At 40.6% G+C, this 19572-nt stretch carries 19 protein-coding genes; 3 read left to right on the top strand and 16 right to left on the bottom strand.

What is annotated here, in order from left to right; translation table 11 throughout:
• Window positions 1-71: 71 nt before the first annotated feature.
• Genes hemG through pepQ form a run of 4 tightly spaced genes read right to left on the bottom strand, consistent with a single transcriptional unit; the run spans window position 72 to window position 4085 of the window.
• On the bottom strand, window positions 72-596 hold the full coding sequence (gene hemG, locus PR725_RS17935; RefSeq protein WP_109912565.1) for a menaquinone-dependent protoporphyrinogen IX dehydrogenase: 525 nt from the start codon (window positions 594-596) through the stop codon (window positions 72-74).
• A 60-nt stretch (window positions 597-656) separates the two neighbouring features.
• Window positions 657-2108, bottom strand: coding sequence for a Trk system potassium transporter TrkH (trkH, locus tag PR725_RS17940; protein WP_004914863.1), 1452 nt, complete (start codon window positions 2106-2108; stop codon window positions 657-659).
• 28 nt (window positions 2109-2136) lie between these two features.
• A complete protein-coding gene (locus tag PR725_RS17945; RefSeq protein WP_109912567.1) occupies window positions 2137-2751 on the bottom strand; it encodes an IMPACT family protein in 615 nt (204 codons plus the stop codon).
• Window positions 2751-4085 carry a Xaa-Pro dipeptidase gene (gene pepQ / locus PR725_RS17950; RefSeq protein WP_272569926.1) on the bottom strand — a complete coding sequence of 445 codons (1335 nt, stop codon included), beginning with the start codon at window positions 4083-4085 and terminating at the stop codon, window positions 2751-2753. The genes PR725_RS17945 and pepQ overlap by 1 nt, the downstream gene beginning before the upstream one ends.
• Before the next feature lie 257 nt (window positions 4086-4342).
• Between pepQ and fadB the strand changes: the two genes are divergently transcribed.
• Both fadB and fadA read left to right on the top strand, forming a co-directional pair.
• On the top strand, window positions 4343-6535 hold the full coding sequence (fadB, locus tag PR725_RS17955) for a fatty acid oxidation complex subunit alpha FadB (RefSeq protein ID WP_109912569.1): 2193 nt from the start codon (window positions 4343-4345) through the stop codon (window positions 6533-6535).
• Between the two features lie 4 nt (window positions 6536-6539).
• Complete coding sequence (fadA, locus tag PR725_RS17960) at window positions 6540-7706, top strand: acetyl-CoA C-acyltransferase FadA (RefSeq protein WP_004914870.1); 1167 nt, start codon at window positions 6540-6542, stop codon at window positions 7704-7706.
• Between the two features lie 213 nt (window positions 7707-7919).
• Here fadA and fre read toward each other — a convergent pair whose 3' ends face one another.
• The 3 genes from fre to pepE form a co-directional block, all read right to left on the bottom strand.
• Window positions 7920-8621 (bottom strand): NAD(P)H-flavin reductase, encoded by a 702-nt coding sequence (fre, locus tag PR725_RS17965; RefSeq protein ID WP_004914872.1) that lies wholly within the window; start codon window positions 8619-8621, stop codon window positions 7920-7922.
• 10 nt (window positions 8622-8631) lie between these two features.
• Window positions 8632-10107, bottom strand: a complete 1476-nt coding sequence (ubiD, locus tag PR725_RS17970) for a 4-hydroxy-3-polyprenylbenzoate decarboxylase (RefSeq protein WP_004914873.1) — start codon at window positions 10105-10107, stop codon at window positions 8632-8634.
• A gap of 112 nt (window positions 10108-10219) precedes the next feature.
• On the bottom strand, window positions 10220-10945 hold the full coding sequence (gene pepE / locus PR725_RS17975; RefSeq protein ID WP_109912570.1) for a dipeptidase PepE: 726 nt from the start codon (window positions 10943-10945) through the stop codon (window positions 10220-10222).
• Window positions 10946-11110: 165 nt separating this feature from the next.
• Here pepE and rfaH point away from each other — a divergent pair, with 165 nt between their 5' ends.
• Entirely contained in the window at window positions 11111-11605 is a 495-nt protein-coding gene (rfaH, locus tag PR725_RS17980; protein ID WP_272569927.1) for a transcription/translation regulatory transformer protein RfaH, read from the top strand.
• Between the two features lie 76 nt (window positions 11606-11681).
• Here the strand turns inward: rfaH and tatC are convergent, their stop codons facing one another.
• The 9 genes from tatC to PR725_RS18025 all read right to left on the bottom strand — a co-directional run bounded on the left by tatC (window position 11682) and on the right by PR725_RS18025 (window position 19430).
• A complete protein-coding gene (gene tatC, locus PR725_RS17985) occupies window positions 11682-12449 on the bottom strand; it encodes a Sec-independent protein translocase subunit TatC (protein WP_109912571.1) in 768 nt (255 codons plus the stop codon).
• A 3-nt stretch (window positions 12450-12452) separates the two neighbouring features.
• Window positions 12453-12998 (bottom strand): Sec-independent protein translocase protein TatB, encoded by a 546-nt coding sequence (gene tatB, locus PR725_RS17990; protein ID WP_004914882.1) that lies wholly within the window; start codon window positions 12996-12998, stop codon window positions 12453-12455.
• Between the two features lie 3 nt (window positions 12999-13001).
• A complete protein-coding gene (gene tatA, locus PR725_RS17995) occupies window positions 13002-13283 on the bottom strand; it encodes a twin-arginine translocase TatA/TatE family subunit (protein WP_004260812.1) in 282 nt (93 codons plus the stop codon).
• A gap of 113 nt (window positions 13284-13396) precedes the next feature.
• Window positions 13397-15031: a ubiquinone biosynthesis regulatory protein kinase UbiB gene (ubiB, locus tag PR725_RS18000; protein WP_272569928.1), complete on the bottom strand. Its 1635-nt coding sequence runs from the start codon at window positions 15029-15031 to the stop codon at window positions 13397-13399.
• Window positions 15018-15671 (bottom strand): ubiquinone biosynthesis accessory factor UbiJ, encoded by a 654-nt coding sequence (locus tag PR725_RS18005; protein ID WP_004914888.1) that lies wholly within the window; start codon window positions 15669-15671, stop codon window positions 15018-15020. Before PR725_RS18005 ends, ubiB begins: the two co-directional genes overlap by 14 nt.
• A gap of 1 nt (window position 15672) precedes the next feature.
• The gene (gene ubiE, locus PR725_RS18010) at window positions 15673-16428 is read right to left on the bottom strand and encodes a bifunctional demethylmenaquinone methyltransferase/2-methoxy-6-polyprenyl-1,4-benzoquinol methylase UbiE (protein WP_047756010.1); all 756 of its coding nucleotides are present in this window, start codon (window positions 16426-16428) and stop codon (window positions 15673-15675) included.
• Window positions 16429-16503: 75 nt separating this feature from the next.
• Window positions 16504-17859, bottom strand: coding sequence for a DNA recombination protein RmuC (gene rmuC, locus PR725_RS18015; RefSeq protein WP_109912573.1), 1356 nt, complete (start codon window positions 17857-17859; stop codon window positions 16504-16506).
• A gap of 107 nt (window positions 17860-17966) precedes the next feature.
• Window positions 17967-18497, bottom strand: coding sequence for a DedA family protein (locus tag PR725_RS18020; RefSeq protein WP_004914898.1), 531 nt, complete (start codon window positions 18495-18497; stop codon window positions 17967-17969).
• Between the two features lie 150 nt (window positions 18498-18647).
• On the bottom strand, window positions 18648-19430 hold the full coding sequence (locus PR725_RS18025) for a tyrosine-protein phosphatase (RefSeq protein ID WP_109912574.1): 783 nt from the start codon (window positions 19428-19430) through the stop codon (window positions 18648-18650).
• Window positions 19431-19572: the final 142 nt, after the last annotated feature.

Below are 19572 nucleotides of genomic sequence, written 5' to 3' on the forward strand. Positions count from 1 at the left end.
GATTTATTTCATCAAGCGATGATTTATTAAACAAATCACACAAAATAACTACGTTTTGTTGAAATTGTGAACTACAAATCATCAAATTCAACTGTGAATTCAGCAACCTTTTCCCAGTTAGTATATTCAATCTCTGTTTTTGGATCGGTTGGGCCATCTGTCATTTTCATTATTAGACGAATCATCATTCTATCAAACCATGTATAACGTGGATAAAACAGCGCTCCGGCAAAAACAGACTTCAATGTAGGCTTCCAAGGACATGCTTCTAAAAATTTTCGCGTATATGCGTTGGTTTCTACCGTATTCTTGCCTTCTTTTCTTGCCGTCAAATTTACAGCAAAAAAACCCGTCTTCATTGAGTTCAATTGATTTTGATGAGAAAGCACGAAGCGTTGTAGTTTTTTATTGAAATGCCCATAACGAATGGATGCCCCTACTAATACTTTATCGTAGCCTGATAAATTAAGCTGTTGGTCAGTATTTAAATCACGAATATCACACTCACGACCTGAGTTTCTCAGTTGCTCCGCCATTTTTAGAATAATTTTTTTAGTTTGCCCATCCGTACTGGAGTGTAAAAGTAAGTAGCTCATTATTGTTCCTAAATTAATATCATTTCTATATAGGTAATATTATTTATTAATTGTACCCAACTATTCACGCCAAAAAGTGGGAGTCAGTAGCACTAATAAAGTGAAAACTTCCAAACGCCCAAATAACATCGTGACAACTAATATCCATTTGCCTGTAGGGTTCATCGTTGTGAAATTATCAGCCACAGTCCCTAACCCTGGCCCTAAGTTATTCAGTGTCGTTGCAATTGCTGAAAAAGCAGAGAATTCATCAACTCCTGTAGCAATCAGTAATAATAAGCTGACGACAAAGACCAGTGCATATGCAGAAAAGAAGCCCCAAACAGCTTCGATGATCCTTTCAGGTAATGCGCGTTGTCCTAATTTGATTGTGTAGACTGCATTTGGGTGAACTAGGCGCTTTAACTCACGCGAGCCTTGTAAGAAAAGTAACAATATACGAATAACTTTTAACCCACCACCTGTCGAGCCTGCACATCCACCAACGAATGCGGCGCACAATAGCAGCATAGGTAAAAAAAGAGGCCAACCAGAAAAGCTATCTGTCGTAAATCCAGCCGTTGTCGCCATGGACACGACTTGGAAGAATGCCTGATCAAGTGTTTGACCAAAGCTACTATAAACAGAATGGAACATAAGTACTAAGGTACAAATAACCACCAAGACAAACTGGAAGCTAATAAACATTCTAAATTCAGGATCGCGCCAATAAATCCCTAAACTACGTCCAGTTAATACTGCAAAGTGCAAACCGAAGTTACAACCAGAGATAATCAGGAAAATACCAATGATAGTGTTAATCGCAGGACTATTGAAATAACCAATACTAGCATCATGAGTTGAAAACCCACCAATAGCGATAGTCGAAAAGCTGTGAGAAATAGCATCAAAAACATCCATACCGGCTATCCATAGAGCAACCGCACAGGCAATGGTTAGCAGTACATAGATAAGCCATAATGTTTTTGCTGTTTCTGCAATACGAGGCCGCATTTTATTGTCTTTCAAAGGACCCGGCATTTCTGCACGATATAGCTGCATTCCCCCGACACCCAAAAGTGGTAAAATTGCAACGGCAAGTACAATAATCCCCATCCCCCCAAGCCATTGAAGCATCTGCCGATAAAATAAAATAGCTTTGGGTAGGGAATCAAGCCCTGTTAACGTTGTCGCACCTGTAGTCGTCAATCCTGAGAACGATTCAAAAAAAGCATCAGTTACCGAAAGATTAGGTCTTTCAGAAAAAATAAAAGGTAATGCCCCTACGCTTCCCAGTACCGTCCAAAATAAAACAACGATAAGAAAGCCTTCTTTTGCTTTCAGTTCGTGCCGGCTATTACGGGTTGGTAGCCACAAAAAAAGGCCAATTAGCAAAGCAGTAACAAAAGTCTGGCTAAAAGCTCGCCCTGCACCATCACGATAAATTAGCGCGACAATACCAGGAATAACCATGGTAAAAGAAAAGATGATGACAAGCAGCCCGACTATACGGGTTATTGCACGAAAATGCATTCGGCAGGTTCCTTGATAAAACTGTTTACTATTGTGATTCTGACGTGAGCGTTAAGGCTCCACGGCTTATATCGCGTAATTTATCATTGACTTCCTGCTCAAGAGTGGCAGGAATTGCAATTTGTAAAGAGACAGTTTCATTATAATCACTGTGTAAAACTGTGCCATTCACTTGGACAAGCAGTTGTTCAATCGCATTAATCAATGAATAGTCGCACACTAAATTAAAGATTTTTTGTGGTACTTTTGTCTTTGTTGGTAATATTTTTAATGCTTGCTGGGCACCATTTCCATAAGCTTTAACTAGCCCACCAGTGCCTAGTTTTATCCCACCAAAATAACGTACAACAACACAGGTAACCTCCCCTAGATTGCTACCTAATAGTTGCGCCATGATGGGTTTTCCTGCTGTTCCTGTCGGCTCTCCGTCATCAGAGAACCCCAATTTTTGTGAATCATCAGGCCGACCAGCAACAAATGCCCAGCAATGGTGCCGGGCATCTGGGTATTGAGCTTTAATCGATTGAATGTAATCTTTTGCCGCTTCAATACCATCTGTATGAGCTAAATACGTAATAAATTGGCTTTTTTTGATTTCTTCTGTAAAAGAAATGGTTTCAGCCGGTATTAAATAAGGTTTCATTAACGTAAATGTAAGTCTCGAGTCATATTCTCAATACGATTTGCATGGATCACGATATTATCTTCAATGCGGATTCCACCGTAAGGTTTGAAGAACTCGATTTTATCCCAATTAAAGTGTTGGCTGAACTCCCCATTTCTCCATTCAGATAACAGAGATTCAATAAAGTAGAGCCCAGGCTCAATAGTTAACACCATTTTAGGTTCTAAAACACGAGTACAACGCAAGAATGGATACATTTTAGGAGCTGCGAGATGAGTACCACTATCATCTTGCATAAAACCTGCAGCATCATGAACTTGTAACCCAAGTGGATGGCCTAAACCATGAGGTAAAAATGGCGTTGTTAAGCCACTTTCCACCATCGACCCTTCGCTAATATCTTTAACAATATCATGTTTAATCAGTATCTTAGCAATCCTATGATGCATATCCACGTGATAATCAGTATAGCGGACACCTGCCTTAATCGTATCAATTAAAGCAAGCTGCTCTGTGTTGACATCTGCAACCAATTCAGCAAATTCGTCTTTACCTTTCGCCGCATAAGTTCTCGTAATATCAGCAGCATAGCCATTATATTCAGCGCCTGCATCAATAAGAAAACTGCGTAATTCGTTCGGCACAGTTTGCTGTAGTTTCGTGTAATGTAATACCGCCGCATTTTCATTCAGCGCAACAATATTACCATAAGGCACATTGGTATCTCGATGACCGGTAGATTGTAAGTAACTGACATTAATATCAAATTCGCTCATACCTGCACGGAATGCTTCGAGAGCAGCGAGGTGCCCATTTACAGCCATTTTTTGAGCTTCTCGCATACAGTAAAGCTCATAATCTGTCTTATAAGAACGATGATAATGATAGTAATCTAAAACCGATTTGGGATTGATATTATGCAAAGAAATCCCTAAAGATTCTGCTCGTGCTGTTGCTGAGCCTATATAGGCAACATTTTCTTTTGATAAGCTTGCGAGAAGCGTTTTGATGTCATCCGCATTTTTTAAGTGGATTAGCTCAATATCTTTGGTCCAAAAACTGTTCGGTAGTGGCTCAACACTATGCCAATAGTCAACGGGGGAATAAAACCATAGCTTAGGCTTATTTATGCCATCAACTAATAACCATGAATGTGGAACATCGATAACAGGTACCCACGCTTTGAAATGAGGGTTAACTTTAAACGGATAGTCGCTATCATCAAGAAAGATGCGTAGGGGTTCACCTGAATGAATCAATATGGCATCTAATTTGCTGCGCTGTAAAACTTGCTGAGTTCTGTTTTGTAACGTTTTAATGTGTTCAGCGTAGAGTGCAGTCAGTTTTTCCATTTCCTTCAACCTTTCAGCATTAATTAGAAAAATTAAGCTTACCACGTTCTGTTATTAACGGATATGCACTCTGTTGCAAACCCTAATTAATTAATTGATATATAATACATTTATCATTTAAATCATTAATTATTTCACTTAATTGCTGTGACCAACCTTCCATTTTTGTCATTAATCATTTGCAATTAATTAACATTCTAGTCACACTCTTTTCATCTGGTCGTACCAGATAACACTACCACGTAGAGGAGAGCAGAATGCTTTATCAAAGTGACACTATCTATATTCAATGGTTGAAACAAGGGATTGCAGAACTGGTTTTTAACTCACCAGGGCCAATTAATAAATTGGACACCCACACCGTTGCTTCACTTGATGAAGCCGTGTCTGTTCTTGAGCAACAAACCGAGCTGCAAGGTGTAATTTTCCGTTCTGATAAACCCGCTTTTATTGTTGGCGCTGATATCAAAGAGTTTCTGTCACTCTTTGAAGCATCAAAAGAAACACTAAGTGATTGGTTACACTACGCTAACAGTATATTTAATCGTATTGAAGACCTGCCTGTTCCAACGATTTGCGCCATTAATGGCTATGCACTAGGTGGTGGTTGTGAATGTGTTTTATCCACTGATTTTCGTATCGCCTCCCCTGATGCCCGAATTGGGCTTCCTGAAACGAAACTTGGGATCATGCCTGGCTTTGGTGGGTCTGTTCGGCTACCTCGATTAATTGGTTTGGATAGCGCATTAGAAATTATTACTGCGGGTAAAGATATCGATGCCTCTCAAGCTTTAAAACTTGGCCTTATTGATGCCGTTGTTAATACAGAAGCTCTCGCACAATCAGCGCTACAACTCATTGAATCTGCAATCACCGGAGCCTTCAATTGGCAGCAAAAACGCCAACCTAAACTTAGCCCTCTGCAATTGAAACCTATTGAGCAAACGATGAGTTTCAATGTCGCTAAGGGAATGGTGTATAAGGTTGCAGGCAAACACTATCCAGCCCCTATGGCGGCTGTGAATACAATAGAAAAGGCAGCAAATTGTACCCGCGATGAGGCCCTGAAGCATGAAACAGCCGCATTTGTTCCTCTAGCGCATAGTGATGTTGCACGTGCGTTAGTGAGTATTTTTCTAAATGACCAACAAGTTAAGTCAAATAGTAAAAAGATCGCACAACGTATTGAGATTCCAACACATGCCACCGTATTAGGCGCAGGAATTATGGGCGGAGGCATTGCTTATCAGTCTGCCAGCAAAGGCGTACCTGTTTTAATGAAAGATATTAATGTTAAGTCATTAGAATTAGGGATTGAAGAGGCACAAAAGCTATTAAATAACCAATTTGAGCGTGGAAAAATTACAGCTGTAAAAATGGCGGCGACCTTATCATCTATTCATCCTTCATTATCTTACAATGGCATAGAAGATAGCCAAATCGTCGTTGAAGCCGTTGTTGAGAACCCTAAAGTCAAAGCTGCTGTATTAGCTGAAGTTGAGTCCTTAGTAACAAGTGAAACTATACTGGCTTCAAATACATCAACTATTCCAATTTCAACCCTCGCTAAATCACTAAAGCGCCCAGAAAACTTCTGCGGAATGCACTTTTTTAACCCTGTGCATCGAATGCCATTAGTCGAAATTATTCGCGGAGAACAAACTTCTGATAACACTGTTGCTAAGGTTGTTGCCTACGCCAATAAAATGGGGAAAACCCCTATTGTTGTCAATGACTGCCCTGGCTTCTTTGTTAACCGAGTACTTTTTCCTTACTTTGCTGGCTTTAACTTACTGTTACAAGATGGGGCTGACTTTAGAGAAATAGATAAAGTCATGGAAAAAGAGTTTGGCTGGCCAATGGGGCCCGCTTATCTTCTTGATGTGGTTGGTATTGATACTGCTTTTCATGCAGAACAAGTTATGGCTCAAGGTTTTCCTGAACGAATGGGAAAAAAAGGCAAAAATGCCATTGATGTGATGTATGAACAACAACGTTTTGGCCAAAAAAATGGCCACGGGTTTTATCAATATGAAAAAGATAAAAAAGGGAAACCGAAAAAAGTTGATGATCCGCGGACGGATGAACTACTTGCTACTATTTGCTCAACAAGACGCTCATTCACCAAAGAAGAAATTATTGCTCGAATGATGGCTCCAATGATCAACGAAGTTGTTCGTTGCTTAGAGGAAGGCATTATCCAAAGCCCTTCGGATGCAGATATTGCTTTAGTTTACGGTTTAGGCTTTCCACCATTTAGAGGGGGAGTATTCTGCTATTTAGATACCTTAGGTAGTCAATCTTACTTAAAAACAACGGAATCTTTGCAGCACTTGAGTCCTCTATATCACGCGCCTAGCGGCTTAAAAGAAAAAGCGGCTACCAATGCAAGATATTACCCACAGCCACCAGTAGTGGCGATTGATGTCAAAAAAGTTGCGAGAGGTTAATTCTATGGAAAATGTCGTCATTATTGATGGAATACGTACACCAATGGGCCGTTCAAAAGGTGGGGTATTTCGCCATGTTAGAGCTGAAGACCTTTCTGCGCACCTCATGAATGCGATTTTTGAACGTAATCCAAACTCAAGTAAAAAAGAATTGGATGACATCATCTGGGGTTGTGTTCAGCAAACACTAGAGCAAGGGTTTAATGTTGCTAAAAATGCAGCATTACTCACAGATATACCTCATACGGTTCCTGCCGTTACAGTAAATCGCCTTTGTGGTTCATCAATGCAAGCGATACATGATGCGAGCCGGTTAATTATGACAGGTGATGCAAAATCAGTACTCATTGGTGGAGTTGAGCATATGGGCCACGTCCCAATGACTCATGGTATAGATTTCAACCCTAAACTGACTTTACGTGTTGCTAAAGCCGCTGGAGCGATGGGATTAACCGCTGAAATGCTTGCCAAAATGTATAAAATTAGCCGAGAAGAGCAAGATGCATTTGCATTAAGGTCTCACCAACTTGCAGCTCTAGCAACGGAAAAAGGGAAGTTCAATAACGAGATCGTTCCAATTAGTGGCCATGATGCCACTGGTAACCTCATTTCGGTAAATTATGATGAAGTGATTCGCTTTGATGCAAGCCTTCAAGGTTTGGCTGCTCTTCGCCCCGCCTTCGATCCTGCTAGTGGTACAGTGACCGCAGGTAATTCATCTGCTCTATCTGATGGTGCATCTGCGATGCTGCTAGCCAGCGAAAGTTATGCCACACAGCAAGGCATTAAGCCTCGAGCTAAAATACGCTCAATGGCAGTTGTTGGCTGCGATCCATCGATCATGGGATTTGGCCCGGTGCCAGCAAGTGAACTCGCTTTAAAGCGCGCAGGACTAACTTTAAATGATATTGATATTATTGAATTAAATGAAGCTTTTGCAGCGCAATCTATTGCATGCTTAAAAGGCTTAAAGCTATCAGAAAATCAACTAGATGATAAAGTAAATCTCAGTGGTGGGGCCATTGCGCTAGGCCACCCTTTGGGATGCTCAGGAGCAAGAATTTCAACAGCATTGCTTAATCAATTAGAACAAAACGATAAACAATTTGGTTTAGCCACCATGTGCATCGGGTTCGGCCAAGGTATTGCTACAATTATTGAGCGTGTTTAACAATTTAGTTTTAGTTTTCGCAAACATTGTATTTTGTCGATGTTCCCGCCTAGTCAGGGGCGGTTTTTTTTTGCCTTTTTCTGGCCAAATAGCCACGAAAAATTTAAAGATTATCGATAGGCGGTAAGTGAATGAGACCCTAGGAGCATACAAAAGTATGTGACTAGGGCGAATGAGCGAAATCAACACCCCTACAATTTGAAGTAGGACGGGTTAAATGAATTCGTAAGCATCTCCAAAGAGTTGTTCTGCCTTAGCTCCTCGCTCACTACAAAACCGCTCTCTCGCTATTTTAGCCATTTCAAAGCGGCCTGCGATATAGATATCATGACTGGACAAATCACCAAAATCTTCTAATACTGCGCTCAGGACTGTTCCTGTTCTACCACGCCATAGTTCGTCTGGTTGCTCTACAACTGGAGTGATCTTCAAATTAGGGTAATTTTCACTGAGGGCCTGCAATTCACCAAGGTCATATAAGTGTTCCAATTGGCGCCCCCCCCAATAGAAAGTGATATCACGATCCGAGTTTTCAGCTAAAGCTGCAAGTAATACAGAGTGGGTATAGGAAAAACCGGTCCCACCTGCAATTAAGATCATTGCGTTACTGCTATTTTCCCGAAACCAAGCTTTACCGTGAGGAATGTCAATATTTATACGTTTCTGGTCTAAAATTCTATCCATGACAGCCATTGCGTATAAATTAATCTCAGAAGCACCAATATGTAATTCAATAGTTTCTTTATTATTCGGTGTAGAAGCCATTGAAAATGGTCGCTTATCTCTCTCATCCATCACGACCATTAAATATTGACCTGCTTTAAAATGAAAAGGACCATCTGGCAACAAAATCACCCGATAAACCGTATCCGTGATAGATTCAACAGATGTTACTTTACAGCTTAAAGTTGCCATGGTTTCCCTCTTATTTTGTGTCAAAAATATTTAACTGTTCCCAAATATCATCAATGCGAGATTTAACGCTCTCTGTCATTACAATAGGACGCCCCCACTCACGATCTGTCTCACCCGGCCATTTGTTGGTGGCATCAAGCCCCATTTTTGAGCCTAATCCTGATACAGGAGAAGCGAAGTCGAGATAATCTATGGGCGTATTTTCCATCATTACTGTGTCACGAGCAGGATCCATACGGGTTGTAATTGCCCAGATGACATCTTTCCAGTCTCGTGCATTAATATCATCATCACAAACAATAACAAACTTAGTGTACATGAATTGGCGCAGGTATGACCAGACTCCCATCATGACTCTTTTAGCATGTCCTGCATATTGTTTTTTCATTGTCACAACGGCAAGACGATACGAGCACCCTTCAGGAGGAAGATAAAAATCAACAATTTCAGGGAATTGTTTTTGAAGAATGGGAACAAGGACTTCGTTTAAGGCTTCCCCTAATACTGCGGGCTCATCTGGTGGCCTTCCCGTATAAGTTGAATGATAAATTGCATCACGACGCTGAGTCACATGAGTTACAGTAAATACTGGGAAATTATCTATTTCATTATAATAACCAGTATGGTCACCATAAGGGCCTTCAGGGGCCATTTCACCCGGTTCAATATACCCTTCTAAAATAATTTCAGCGCCAGCAGGAACTTCGAGGTCATTCGATATGCATTTAACAACCTCGGTTTTATTACCACGCAACAACCCCGCAAAAGCGTACTCTGATAATGTGTCAGGAACTGGTGTTACCGCACCTAAAATGGTCGCAGGATCTGCACCAAGGGCAACTGCAACAGGAAATTTTTCACCGGGATGTGCTTGGCACCATTCTTGAAAATCCAAAGCACCACCGCGATGAGATAGCCAACGCATAATAACTTTATTTTTTCCAAGAACTTGCTGACGATAAATACCTAAGTTTTGCCTTTCTTTATGTGGGCCTTTAGTCACCGTCAGACCCCATGTAATTAGAGGGGCAGCATCTTCTGGCCAACAATGCATAACAGGTATTTTTGTGAGATCAACGTCTTCACCTGCCCAAATTTGTTCCTGACAAGCCGCTGAGCTTAACCGTTTAGCTGGCATATTCAACACTTGTTTAAATTTTGGAAGCTTATCAAAAAGGTCACGGAAACCTTTCGGTGGATCAGGCTCTTTCAGAAACGCCAGTAATTTGCCTACTTCATGTAAAGCTTTTATATCTTCTTGCCCCATCCCCATCGCAACACGTTTAGTTGTTCCAAACAGGTTACACAAGACAGGCATGTTATAGCCTTTGGGATTTTCAAATAATAGGGCCGGTCCCCCTGCTCTTAGTGTACGATCTGCAATTTCTGTCATTTCCAAATAGGGGTCGACTTCCATTGTAATGCGTTTTAGCTCGCCTTGTTTTTCAAGTTGCGAGATGAAATCTCTAAGGTCACGGTATTTCATTATCTTCTTTTACTGTTACAGAGGGAGTCCCATTATAAGACGTCCGGCCAAGGTTACAAGTTACTGTCTAAAGCACTTAAAAATCAATCTTTTTCTGGTTTAGTATACCATTTTACTGGCAATCAAAAGGGACTAATTTTTCTAATAGTAATGTATTAAATTGCTCTGAGAATGTTTTATTATGCTGAAATAGTTTAAAACCTTCATCTTTTCCACTGAAATAATGAAGTTCATTACCTTTAATTTGTAACCCACTTCCTTCCCTGAGCGCAACAACAACTTCATGAGGATTAATCACACAAAATTCTTGTAATCGCTCATCACGAGTTTCTCCCATATGACCAGAGATGTGAGCATCAATATAATGAGGATTAATTTGTAATGGGAATAGCCCTAAAGATGGCATAATTGCTGCGTTACTCACAGGCATATCATTCGTAGTACGAATACTTGGTGTCGCTACATTACATCCTGCGCTCCAGCCGATATATGGCACGCCACGTTCACGAACTGCGCGTTGAATCGCAACGATCAACCCATTCTCATGTAGGCATTTATTCAACCACCAAGTATTGCCGCCACTTACAAGAATGCATTCTGCCTGCTCAATCGCGTCCACTGGACTAGAAAAATGCTCAATTGATGTAACTTTTATTCCCAACGCTTCGGAAAGCTGCTCTGCTCTTTCGTCATGTGAGCCACGAAGAACTGCATAAGGAACCAAAACCGCTGACTTTATGTTCTTACGAGCAATCATTTCTTTGATTCGAGGTAAAGCGTAGCTTAGCCATACAGGGTTGCCTGGTAGCTTGCCGTTACTCAACAAAAAGATATCCATTATGTCTCCTACTGATTTGGTTTTTGCATTACAGTTATCATAAGACTATATTCGATTAATATAGACTGATGAATATCAATGATATGGTGCTGTTATTCATTAGTCACATTGTTATGTCGTAATTTGTTATCATAAACATAGTTTTGTCAGATGGAATTCAAAAAAATGGAAAAATGGTATTTGCTTTATTGCAAACGAGGCCAAATTGAACGCGCTATGGAGCATTTAAATCGACAGAATGTTGTTTGTATGACGCCCATGACTGAAATGGAAAAAGTGGTTAGAGGAAAAAGAACGACTGTGCAAGAAGCTCTGTTTCCAAATTACTTATTTGTGAAATTTGATCATAATGAAATTCATACGACAACAATCCAGTCAACGAGAGGGGTCAGCCATTTTATTCGTTTTGGCAAATTGCCGACGGAAGTCCCTGAAGAGATTATTGAACTCCTACAACAAACCCCTATTAGTTATTCTGTCGCGCCAGATATACCAAAGCATGGTGACCAAGTGACTATTACCGAAGGTATTTTTGCGGGGGTGCAAGCTATTTTTGCTGAACCTAATGGTGAGTACCGTTCTATTCTTTTGCTGAATATTTTAAATAAAAGCGTCCCCAAAGTAGTTGATAATACACAGTTTAAAAAAAATACAGATTAAGCATTGAAGTAATAAAAAAGCCCTTCTTAGAGGGCTTTTCATCATTCTGTATTGAATAACGATAGGTTAACGCAAATTAGGACTCTTCTTTTTCTTCTTCCTCTACGCCTTCTTGTCGATTTCTACCTTTGCCAACATAGAAATTGGATAGTAAAACACCGAGCTCAAAGAGCAAATACATAGGAACAGCAAGTAAAGTTTGAGAGAGAACATCAGGCGGCGTTAAAAACATCCCAACGATAAATGCCCCGACTAAAATATAAGGACGTTTACGTTTTAGGGCTTCAGGTGTAGTGACGCCTGTCCAACACAGTAAAATAATTGCAATAGGGACTTCAAATGCAGCACCAAAAGCCATGAATAATGTCATGACGAAACTAAGGTATTTACTGATATCTGGGATAAAGTTAACGCTATCTGGGGTTGTTTTAACAAAGAAACCAAATGCGAGCGGAAAAACAACGAAGTAGGCAAATGCCATTCCCAAATAAAACAAGAAACTACTTGAAACAAGCAAAGGCAACATGAGTTTACGTTCATGCTTGTATAAGGCAGGTGCAATGAAAGCCCATATTTGATAGAGAATAACTGGGATCGATACAAAAACCGAAACCATCATTGTCAATTTAATTGGGGTAAAGAATGTAGACGCCACATCCGTCGCACTCATTTGCGAACCTACTGGCAGCTTATCAATCAAAGGAGCTGCAACCAGCCGATAGATATCATTTGAAAAATAAGCAAGCGCAGCAAAAACAATTAAAACTGTAATTAAACAGTTGAGTAGCCGTTTACGAAGTTCAATGAGGTGGCTAATAAGTGGTTGTGTATCATTTACAGCCATGTGTTATTTTTCACTTTCAGTTTGATTAGAGTTTTTTACATTAGCATCGAGTGATTCTACTGTTTTCACAGCGGCTGAATCTTCCGGTTTCTGCTCCTCCTCAACAACTGCCGCCATTTTAGCTGCATGTTCAGGGTTTGGATCAGACTCTTCAGGTTGCTGAGTATTATCTTTCGCTTCCTTTACAGCACTATCGTAACTGTCAGTGATCTCTTTTGCTTTGTTTAACTCTGTTTCAATATCATTAGTTGTCGCTTGGTAATCGCTTTTAAGCGATTGTGCCGCTGTACGCAGTTCTTCCATAGACTGCTTAAGTTCCGGAGAAAGCGCTTCTAAATTAGCTTTTTCTTCCACCTTTTTCAGCGTTTCTTGTAGCTCCTGCAGCTTTAATTCTTGCGATAACTCGTTTTGTACATTTGCAGCCATAGAGCGCATCGCACGGATCCACCCAGCGACAGTTCTCACTGCCACTGGTAACCGCTCAGGGCCTAATACAACGAGACCAATAACTGCAACAAGCAACAGTTCACTAAAACCTATGTCAAACACGGTTTAACCCTGCTCTTTGTTTTTGCTCTCAACTGGGCTTTCTTTCTTTTCAGCAGCCTGTTGTTCAGTAATATTTTTAGGTGCGAAGTCAGCATCTTGCTTTTCTTGTTCTGCTTTTGCTTTTTCGTCATCATTCATTGCTTTTTTAAAGCCTTTGAGTGACTCCCCCAAATCCGAGCCTAAAGAACGCAATTTTTTGGTGCCGAAAATTAAAATAATAAGCAAAGCAATGATAATGAGTTGCCAAGGACTACCGAAAGCAGCCATTGCAATAGTTGATTCCATTGTTAATACCTCTATAGTTTTGGGATCAATTGTTGTTAGATCTATTATATACAACCAACACAAAATACGGAAATGTTCACAGCCTTATAAACTTGTCGCAAAACAAAGTTTACTTAATTTCCGCCAGTTTTACACCAACCAAACAACCAAGACAGTGCTCCTGCCACCATAAACACAATACCAAACGGGGTGAGATTCGAAATAAGGAACATACTCCCACAGAGAATAAATGTGGCACCTATACCTAAAAGGTACTGAGATTTACGTTGTTTATTACGCTGACTTTTCAGTTGTTGCGTTAGTTGGTCTATGTTTGATTGTAAGTACTTATGTTGCCGTAATGCACCATAAATTAAATCAGGAATTTCAGGCATTTTTTCTGCCCAATACGGTGCCTTTTCTTTTAATGCTTGAGTAATTGCAGGTATCCCTACTTGGCTATGAACCCAATCCTCAAGGAATGGTTTTGCTGTTTTCCAGAGATCAAGCTGCGGGTAAAGCTGCCGACCTAACCCTTCAACATACAATAATGTTTTTTGTAATAATACCAACTGTGGCTGAACTTCCATGTTGAAACGACGTGCTGTATTAAATAAATTCAATAACACTTGCCCAAATGAAATTTCAGCCAATGGTTTTTCAAAAATAGGTTCACATACCGTACGGATAGCAAACTCAAAGTCTTCCACATTCGTGTCTGAAGGAACCCAGCCTGAGTCAACGTGTAGTTCTGCTACTTTGCGGTAATCACGATTAAAAAACGCAATAAAGTTTTCTGCCAAATAACGTTTGTCTTCTTTGTTCAATGAACCGACTATTCCACAGTCTATCCCTATGTATTGAGGATCTTCTGGATGATCGTAGCTAACAAAGATATTTCCTGGATGCATATCTGCATGGAAAAAACTGTCGCGAAAAACTTGTGTAAAGAAGACTTTAACACCACGCTCTGCCAGCAGTTTCATATTGGTTCCTTGCGCTTTAAGCGCAGCAATATCAGAAACTGGGATCCCGTAGATACGCTCCATGACCATCACATTTTCACGACAATAATCTGGATAGACCTCTGGCACATACAGCATGGCGCTGTTTTCAAAATTACGACGAAGCTGAATGGCATTTGCTGATTCACGGAGCAAATTAAGCTCATCAATCAACGTTTTTTCGTATTCACGCACGACTTCTTTTGGTCTTAACCGCCGCCCATCTGGCAACAACGGAACCCAATTGGCAATGCGGTACATTAATTTAATGTCAGCTTTAATAACTGGCAGAATATCAGGGCGAATAACTTTGATGACAACATCGTTGCCATTTTCTTTTAACGTTGCGGTATGAACCTGAGCAATAGATGCAGAAGCTAAAGCTTGTTCATCAAAATCATCAAACCATTGTTCTAAAGGGCCTTCGAGGGATTCTTCAATATAGCTTCGTGCCAGTTTGCCATCAAAACTCGCCACTTTGTCTTGCAATAGCGAAAGTTGATCTGCGATTGCGGGTGGGAAAAGATCTCGACGAGTCGATAGCATTTGGCCAAATTTGATCCAAACCGGCCCGAGTTCTTGTAGGGCGAGACGAAGCCTTTCACCTAATGCTTTGTCTTTATGCTTATTTCTGATCCAAAAGAAACCTAAGCGACCAATTCTTAATGGTAACGTTAGTTTAATTTTGGGGATTAACTCATCTAATCCGTAAGAGAGAAAAACCCGAATAATGAAGTAAAGTCGTTTTATTTCACCGGGTGTCATGCTTCTCCTCCAACTGGCTTAACCGTTGCTCAAGCGCACTCATTGAATATTCCACTTGCTCAACCTCATCACTAAAATGAGCGAGTTCAAGCTGGCTAGGTGCCATTTTCCATTCTTCAACAATGGCGTCTTTGATATACGTTTTTTGCCGTTTTACTAAATGAGATGCAAGACAAACACCTTTATTCAGGAACTTACTAAGGCCCTCTGCTGCAACATCACCAATGTAAGGAGACAGATAATGAGCAGGGTTCCAAATAGCTAAGTCAAGCAAAGAAGACCAGTGCTGTACAATTTGCATATCCCCTTCAATCACGATATCACCACGATTGATAAGTTGAGATAATTGCTGTTTGTCTTTCAATTTAACGAGCGTGAAGATGGATGTTTTAATGGTACAGTCCGCAGGCTCAACCCACTGGCTTAACACATCAACATGATTTTCAGCAAAAACGAGCGTCAACGTTTTATTCAGTTCTTTAAGTTCAATTGCCATAACTTTGCCTGCCAAACGCATCCTAGCTGGCTGTAGAACTTTTTCTTTGAACAACATGTGGTTAAGAGAGGTTTCCATCAATGCTGTGATCAAAGAATACAAAACTGTATTTTGGTTTTCGGTATGTGTTGATGGTGCTTCCATCTTAGAATTTAAACCCTTTATGCAATGCGACAATTCCACCTGTCATATTGGTGTAGGAAACCTGTTCAAACCCTGCATTTTCCATCATACCTTTTAGTGTTTCTTGGTTTGGATGCATGCGGATTGATTCAGCTAAATAGCGATAGCTATCGGGATCATTAACGATCGCTTGACCAATACGAGGGAGTATATGGAATGAATAGGCATCATAAGCTTTATTCAGTGGCTCAATAACTGGTTTTGAGAACTCTAATACCAATAAACGCCCACCTGGCTTCAACACTCGGAACATAGAGCGTAGCGCTTTGTCTTTATCAGTGACATTACGCAGACCAAAAGAGATAGTAATGCAGTCAAAATAGTTATCAGGGAATGGCAGCTCTTCCGCATTGGCTTGCACGTAATTAACATTACCGACAATACCAAGATCACGTAATTTCTCACGCCCCATTTTTAGCATTGAATCATTAATGTCTGCGAGTATGACTTCGCCTTTTTCGCCCACTAAACGTGAAAATTTAGCGGTTAAGTCACCCGTTCCACCCGCAAGGTCAAGTACTCGCTGATTACGACGTACTCCGCTCGCCTCAATGGTAAAACGCTTCCAAATACGATGAATACCAAATGACATCAAATCATTCATTAAGTCATATTTTGATGCTACTGAGTGAAAAACATTCGCTACTAGGCCAGCTTTATCTTCTTTGCCGACAGTACGGAAACCGAAATCAATGGTTTCTTTAGTTGGTTCAGTCATTTCTCTTATGCCTGCTTATCATTCAAACTTTTGTAGGAAGTGTAACAGTCTTTGAGCCAAAACCCTATCAGAAGTCTAAGATTCCGCACAATTAGGCGTCTCAGACCGCTCAACCAATTGAGGCGGGATAGGTTGCTTAATTTCGACCCCTAGCTCTTTAAAACTTTCCGCCTGGCTAATTAAATTTCCACGCCCTTGAGCAAGACGCTTCATTGCCGATAGGTAAGTATTATTTGCTTTATCAAGACTGGTGCCTAAAACCTGCATATCATCTACAAACAAACGCAGCTTGTCATACATTTTTGCTGCTCTATTTGCTATCTCCTGAGCATTTTGCCCTTGGCGTTCATACCGCCAAATATTATTAATCGTTCTCACTGCGACTAGCAATGTTGAAGGACAAACTAACATAATATTCTGTTTAATTCCTTCATCAAGTAACTCGGGAGCTTCTTTCAAAGCCAGTAAATACGCAGGTTCAATAGGGATAAACATTAAAACGTAATCCAGTGAACGAATTCCCGGTAACTGGTGGTAATCTTTACGACTCAACATACGCATGTGATTACGGATAGATGCCACATGATTTTTTAACGCTTGTTGCTGTTCATGTGGATCTTCGCTATTGAAGTAATGTTCATAGGAAACCAGCGACATTTTTGCATCAACAACCACATCTTTCCCTTCTGGAAGATGAATAATCACATCAGGTTGATAGCGGCTATTATAGCTTGTATTGATACTAACTTGAGTTTCAAATTCACTTCCCTCACGTAAACCTGAGACTTCGAGGATCCGAGTAAGAATGGTTTCCCCCCAGTTCCCTTGAATTTTGTTATCCCCTTTCAGTGCTCGTGTCAAGTTAACTGCCTCTTTGGTCATTTGATTATTGAGCTGCTGTAATTGCCGAATTTCATAGGCTAAAGTGTGACGCTCTTTGGCTTCCTCGCCAAAACTTTGTTGAACTTGCTGACGAAAACCTTCTAATTGCTCGCGAAAAGGTGACAACATCGCCAATAGGCTTTTTTGTTGTTGCTCAGATGCACGACGCTCATTTTGCTCAAAAATACGATTGGCTAAGTTTTCAAATTGTGCCGTCAGCCGTTGTTCACTATTTTGTAAAATACGCTGTTTTTCTTCGTTGGCTAGCTGGTTCTGTTCAAAACGAGTGATTACCTCGCGAAGCTCTGCTTCTTGTTCTCGGTTAATATCCCTTTGAGTACGCAGCTCTTGATCTAGCCTTTCGTATTCTTCTTTCCATTGCGCAAGGTGAATATTTTTTTCGTCACTTGCCGCAAGTTGGCGGTTGAGTTGTTGCAGTTCCTGATCTTTTTGCGTAATTTTTTGGGCAATAGAGAACCACGTTGCCAAGCCACCAACTAAAACGCCACTCAACGCACCAATAACAGCATATAAAAGAGAGGTATCCACGGTTAAATCCTTACTTTACAAAGTCTAGTGTAAGGTAATGGGATACTGTATAAGTGTCCAGAGGTAATTTAGCCATGGAAGAAAATTTTGCGAAGCGCTTCGCAAGCTTAGCCTATCCAGCTCGCAAACCATTTCAAGCCTAATGCCCCAGGCGCTAGAATACCAAATGCCCAAATCATCGCAGAAGCGATATTAGCGAGTTGGAAATGCCGTTGTGGCATGGCGCAAATCCCTGCAACCAAGGGAACAATGGCTCGCAAAGGCCCGAAGAAGCGCCCAAAGAAAATGCCCCAAATACCCCATCGGTCAAAGAAACGCTGCCCTTTATCAATCATTTGCGGGTTACGAGAAATCGGCCACATATGGCGTACATTTTCTTTGTAATGATAACCAAACCAATAAGAAAGCCAGTCCCCAAAGAAAGCGCCGAGTGCTGCTGCTAGCCATATTGGCCAGAAAGTAATATTACTTTCACCAATCAAAGCACCGAGCGCAAGTAAAATAACCGTTGCAGGTAACAGAAGCGACAAAAATGCCAGAGATTCCCCAAAAGCCAGAAAGAAAATAATAGGAAGCGCCCATACTTCATGTTCGCGTGTAAAGTCCGTCACTATGGTGACAATTTCATTGAGTGTCACGGTCAGTTCCTTTCATTAGGGGATAATCAGAATACTGTAACGAAAAAGTGGTAAATCAAAGTTAAACAAAGCAAAAACACCTTTGGGAAAACCGAGTTGTGGATAAAGAAAAACGGATTATCCGACAACTCATATTCCAATTAGAGCAACTTAGTCCAGAAACTGGCTTTGCAGTACTTCTCGTTGCTGCCTTCCTAAACCAAAATCTTTTTCTAGCCATTGGTCAACATTGCCATACTGGCTTTCAATACTGTTTAGTGCTGTTCTCAAGAAGTCTTCACGTACCGAATAGACATACTCAAATTTTTTCACGATGCTTTCGTCCATCGTTTTTGCATGCTCTTCAAGTAAGTGTTTGCGGTAAGGTGCAAGTGTTTCATTAGTCAGTAAGTAATCTTCCATTACGGTGTCTAAATCTGCACCTAAAGCAAATAACACCAATGCGGACCCGACGCCCGTACGGTCTTTTCCTACAGCACAGTGTTGTACTATGCCACCTTTTTCTGGTTGTTTGAGTAAATTGACCAATTGATGATAAGCGGGGTTGTTCAGTGGTAACAATTCATATAAACGAAACATAAAGGCTTGCGGATCAAATTGTTCCAATATCTCTGGCGTTAATTTATCTAAATTTGCGGTGACTTCTTTGGCTAACGGATTTGCTGGCGCATGCACATAATGCGCTCCTTGCCAAATGACATCAGGCTTATCTAAGATTTCAGCTTCATCACGATAGTCAATGATTTGGAAAAGATTTTGTGAACGCAAAACCGCTTCGTCTTCCTGTGTTAATCGGTCTAACGCACCGGAACGAAACAGGACACCGGGCTTAATTTTGCCACCGTTAGCAAGTTTTTTACCACCGAGATCACGAAAGTTAATACCGCCCTTCAAAGGCAGAACAGAAGGATGAAGATAAGGTGTTGTTGACATAATAATTCCTTTTCGCCCTATAGCTTTCATTCCAGTTAGCCATAAAATAAACGTAACCTGAATAATTTAAGGGCACATAATATTGATAATTGTTTTTATGACAATAACAGATCTAGCAAATAAGAGGATCAGAATATTTCCT

It is taken from the genome of Providencia sp. PROV255 (assembly GCF_028478065.1).
Lineage (GTDB): Bacteria > Pseudomonadota > Gammaproteobacteria > Enterobacterales > Enterobacteriaceae > Providencia > Providencia rettgeri.

Excerpts from the sequence above, each read along its gene's own strand:
- ubiE (WP_047756010.1), bottom strand. The coding sequence starts at position 16,428 with ATGACTGAACCAACTAAAGAAACCATTGATTTCGGTTTCCGTACTGTC.
- tatC (WP_109912571.1), bottom strand. The coding sequence starts at position 12,449 with ATGGCTGTAAATGATACACAACCACTTATTAGCCACCTCATTGAACTT.
- fadA (WP_004914870.1), top strand. The coding sequence starts at position 6,540 with ATGGAAAATGTCGTCATTATTGATGGAATACGTACACCAATGGGCCGT.
- ubiD (WP_004914873.1), bottom strand. The coding sequence starts at position 10,107 with ATGAAATACCGTGACCTTAGAGATTTCATCTCGCAACTTGAAAAACAA.
- fadB (WP_109912569.1), top strand. The coding sequence starts at position 4,343 with ATGCTTTATCAAAGTGACACTATCTATATTCAATGGTTGAAACAAGGG.
- trkH (WP_004914863.1), bottom strand. The coding sequence starts at position 2,108 with ATGCATTTTCGTGCAATAACCCGTATAGTCGGGCTGCTTGTCATCATC.
- pepE (WP_109912570.1), bottom strand. The coding sequence starts at position 10,945 with ATGGATATCTTTTTGTTGAGTAACGGCAAGCTACCAGGCAACCCTGTA.
- PR725_RS17945 (WP_109912567.1), bottom strand. The coding sequence starts at position 2,751 with ATGAAACCTTATTTAATACCGGCTGAAACCATTTCTTTTACAGAAGAA.
- hemG (WP_109912565.1), bottom strand. The coding sequence starts at position 596 with ATGAGCTACTTACTTTTACACTCCAGTACGGATGGGCAAACTAAAAAA.
- PR725_RS18025 (WP_109912574.1), bottom strand. The coding sequence starts at position 19,430 with ATGTCAACAACACCTTATCTTCATCCTTCTGTTCTGCCTTTGAAGGGC.
- tatA (WP_004260812.1), bottom strand. The coding sequence starts at position 13,283 with ATGGAATCAACTATTGCAATGGCTGCTTTCGGTAGTCCTTGGCAACTC.
- pepQ (WP_272569926.1), bottom strand. The coding sequence starts at position 4,085 with ATGGAAAAACTGACTGCACTCTACGCTGAACACATTAAAACGTTACAA.
- rfaH (WP_272569927.1), top strand. The coding sequence starts at position 11,111 with ATGGAAAAATGGTATTTGCTTTATTGCAAACGAGGCCAAATTGAACGC.
- ubiB (WP_272569928.1), bottom strand. The coding sequence starts at position 15,031 with ATGACACCCGGTGAAATAAAACGACTTTACTTCATTATTCGGGTTTTT.
- fre (WP_004914872.1), bottom strand. The coding sequence starts at position 8,621 with ATGGCAACTTTAAGCTGTAAAGTAACATCTGTTGAATCTATCACGGAT.
- PR725_RS18005 (WP_004914888.1), bottom strand. The coding sequence starts at position 15,671 with ATGGAAGCACCATCAACACATACCGAAAACCAAAATACAGTTTTGTAT.